2 protein-coding genes are annotated in these 3675 nt (G+C 75.3%); one reads left to right on the top strand and one right to left on the bottom strand.

Features of this window, described 5'->3' with window-relative positions:
* A partial coding sequence (locus tag VF468_19450; protein HEX5880463.1) for a glycosyl hydrolase family 65 protein occupies window positions 1–1782 on the top strand: 1782 nt, incomplete at its 5' end.
* On the opposite strand, the gene VF468_19445 is transcribed toward VF468_19450, so the two are convergent.
* The coding region (locus VF468_19445) for an Rne/Rng family ribonuclease (protein ID HEX5880462.1) at window positions 1779–3675 on the bottom strand (1897 nt) is incomplete at its 5' end. The two genes, VF468_19450 and VF468_19445, sit on opposite strands and share 4 nt — an antisense overlap.

Raw genomic sequence — 3675 nt, 5'->3', positions numbered from 1 at the left:
GTCGTGGACGGCGACGTGGCCAACGAGAACGGCGTCCGCCACCTCCTCGGCCACCGGACCGGGCGGGTCGACGGCGGCCTGCTGCTGGAGACCCGCACCGCCGACCAGGGCGTCGGCGTCTGCCTGGCCACCTCGACCACGCTCATCGCCGACGACGGCGGCGAGGTGCCGGCCGAGGACACGCCCGCCGAGCGGGCGCTGGTGCGCCGCCACCGCTTCGAGGCGGCGCCCGGGCGGGCGTGGCGGCTCCACAAGCTGGTGACGGTGTTCACCGGCCGCGACGACCCCGACCCGGCGGCCCGGGCTGCCGAGCGGCTGCGCCAGGTGGCCGCCGCCGGGCTGCCCGCGGCCCTGGAGCGGAGCGCGGCCGCCTGGGCCGGACGCTGGGCGGCCGCCGATGTCGAGATCACCGGGGACGGCGAGCTCCAGCGCGACGTGCGGTTCGCCCTCTACCACCTGATCGGGAGCGCCAACCCCGGCGACCCGCGGGCCGCCCCGGGGGCGCGGTCGCTCACCGGCGAGAAGTACAAGGGCCACGTGTTCTGGGACACCGACACGTTCGTGCTGCCCTTCTTCGTCCACACCCACCCGCCGACGGCCCGGGCCATGCTCGCCTACCGCCACCACACCCTGCCGGCGGCCCGGGAGATCGCCGCCGCGGCCGGCTGGCGCGGGGCCGCCTACGCCTGGGAGTCGGCCGACAGCGGGCAGGACGTCACCCCGGCCTGGTACATCACCAGCGCCGGCGAGCGCCGGCCCATCCTCACCGGCGAGCAGGAGCACCACCTCGGCGCCGACATCGGCTTCGCCGCCTGGCAGTACTGGACCGCCACCGGCGACGAGGCGTTCCTGCTCGACGAGGGCGCGGAGCTGATGTTCGAGCTGGCCCGCTTCTGGGCGTCCCGGGCCAAGCCCGGTGCCGACGGCCGCTGGCACGTGCGCAGGGTGATCGGGCCGGACGAGTACCACGAGGACGTCGACGACAACGCCTACACCAACCAGCTGGCCGCCTGGCTGCTCGGCCGGGCCGTGGAACTGGCCGCCTGGCTGGCCGACCGCCACCCCGGCCGCTGGCGGTCCCTGCGGGCGGCGCTCGACCTCGAGGACGGCGAGCTGGACGACTGGCGGACCGTGGCCGCCGGGCTGGTCGACGGCCAGGACCCGGCGACGGGACTGATCGAGCAGCACCGTGGCTTCCACCAGCTCGAGGAGGTCGATCTGGCCGCCCTGCGCTCCCCCGCCGCCTCGGGCGAGGCGGCGCTCGGCTGGAGCCGGCTGGCCCGCCTCAAGGTCATCAAGCAGGCCGACGTGGTGCTGCTGCTGGCCCTGCTGGGCGAGCGCTTCCCCCGCGCCGTCCAGGAGGCCAACTACCGCTACTACGAGCCGCTCACCGTCCACGACAGCTCCCTCAGCCCGGCCGTGTACGCGCTGGTCGCGGCCCGTCTCGGCGACCTCGGCACGGCCGAGCGCTACCTGCGGCGGGCCACCCGGCTCGACCTCGACTTCGACCGGGGCGTCACCGCCGCCGGCGGGGTCCACATCGCCGCCCTCGGCGGGCTCTGGCAGGCGCTGGTCCTCGGCTTCGGCGGCATGACGGTCGACGGCGGGGAGCTCCGCTTCGCCCCGCACGTGCCCGCCTCGTGGGGGTCGCTCCGCTTCCGGGTCCACTGGCGTGGGGACCTGCTGGAGGTCACCGCCACCGGCACGACGGCGACGGCTCGGAGTCGGCCTTCGGCCGACGATCAACAGACTCCGGCCGGCCCGACCGGGCCGGCCGGCTAGAGCTCGTGGGTGATGACGACGCCGCGGCCGTCGCAGGTCGGGCAGGTCTCGGAGAAGCTGTCGAGCAGGCCGCCCGAGACGCGCTTGCGGGTCATCTGGACCAGCCCGAGTGAGGAGACCTCCATCACCTGGCTCTTGGTCTTGTCCCTGACCAGGGCGGCCCGGAGGCGGTCGACCACGGCCTGCTGGTTGCGCTCGAACAGCATGTCGATGAAGTCGATGATGATGATGCCGCCGATGTCGCGCAGCCGGAGCTGGCGGACGATCTCGTCGGCCGCCTCCAGGTTGTTGGCGACCACCGTCTCCTCGAGGTTGGCCTTGCCGACGAACTTGCCCGTGTTGACGTCGATGACGGTCATGGCCTCGGTGCGGTCGATCACGATCGAGCCGCCCGACGGCAGCCACACCTTGCGCTCCAGGGCCTTGTGGATCTGCTCGACGACCCGGTAGTGCTCGAACACCGGCAGCTTGCCCTGGTGCTTGTGCAGCTTGGGGAGCAGGTCGGGGGCGACCTCGGTCAGGTACTCCTCGACCCGCTGGTAGAGGTCGTCGCCGTCGACGACCAGCTCGACGAAGTCGGGCGAGAAGATGTCGCGGATGACCCGCACGACCAGCTCGGGCTCGGAGTAGATGACGGCCGGGGCGCTGGACTTCTTGGCCTTGCGCTCGACCGCCTCCCAGCGAGTCTGGAGCCGGGCCAGGTCGGCGCGGAGGTCGTCGGCGCTGGCGCCCTCGGCGGCGGTGCGGGCGATCAGGCCGAGGCCCTTGGGCCGCACCTCCTTGAGGATGTCACGCAGGCGCGAACGCTCGGTCTCGGGGAGGCGGCGGGAGATGCCGAAGGTGTTGTCCTCGGGCTGGAGGACCAGGTAGCGGCCGGCCAGGGAGACCTGGGCGGTCAGCCGGGCCCCCTTGGCCCCGATCGGGTCCTTGGTGACCTGGACGAGCACGGGCTGGCCGGCCTTGAGGACCTTCTCGATCCTGGGGGCCTCGCCGTCCAGGTCCTCCTCGTTGTAGTTGACCTCGCCGGCGTACAGGACCGCGTTGCGGCCGCGGCCGATGTCGACGAAGGCGGCCTCCATGCCGGGCAGGACGTTCTGGACGCGGCCCAGGTAGATGTTGCCGACCATGGATCGGCCGGCCTTGCGGGTCACGTAGTGCTCGACCAGGGTCGGGCCCTCGAGGACGCCGATCTGGGTGCGCTCCGCCCCCTCGGTGACGACCATGCGCCGGTCCGGGCCCTCCTCGCGGAGGATCCGCTTCTGCTCCTCGGTCAGGCCGGACGGGCGGCGCCGGCGGCCGCGGTCGGCCTGGCGGGCGCCTTCGCGCCGGGAGCGGGTTTCCAGCCGGGTCGAGCGCTCGGAGGAGCCGGACCGGCCGCGGCCGCCGCCCTGCGGCTCCTTGGCCTCGCCCTCGGCGGGGGCGTCGGTGGCGTCGGTGGCGGCGGGGGCGTCGGCGTCGACGGCGGCCAGGCGGCCACCGCCGCGGCCCCGCCGCCGGCCGCGGCCGCCGGAGGTCCGGGCGCCGGTGCCGGCCTGGGTGTCGCCGGAGGTCCGGGTGCCGGTGGCGGGCTGGGCGTCGCCGTTGGCCGGCTGCGGGTCGCCGTTGGGTTGGGCCGGCTGGGGCTCGCCGTTGCCGCTCCCGCCGCGGCGGCGCGACCTGGTCCGGGAGGGCGCCGGGGCGGCGGCCTGGGTGTCGGCGGGGCCGTTGGGCGGCGCCGGGGCCTGGGCGGCCGCTTCGCCGGAGCCGCCGCGCGGCCGGGCCGTCCGGGAGGGGGCCGCGGATCCGGCGGGCTCGTCGCCGGGCGTGTCGGCGGTCCGGTCCGGCTGGGCGGTGTCGCCGGTCCGGTCCGGCTGGGCGGTGTCGCCGGCGGTTTCGCGGCCGCGGGCCTTGGCG

It is taken from the genome of Actinomycetota bacterium (genome assembly GCA_036280995.1).
Taxonomy (GTDB): Bacteria; Actinomycetota; CALGFH01; order CALGFH01; family CALGFH01; genus CALGFH01.
The sequence above is the reverse complement of the archived record's forward strand: the minus strand, read 5'-3'. Positions and strand labels throughout refer to the sequence as shown.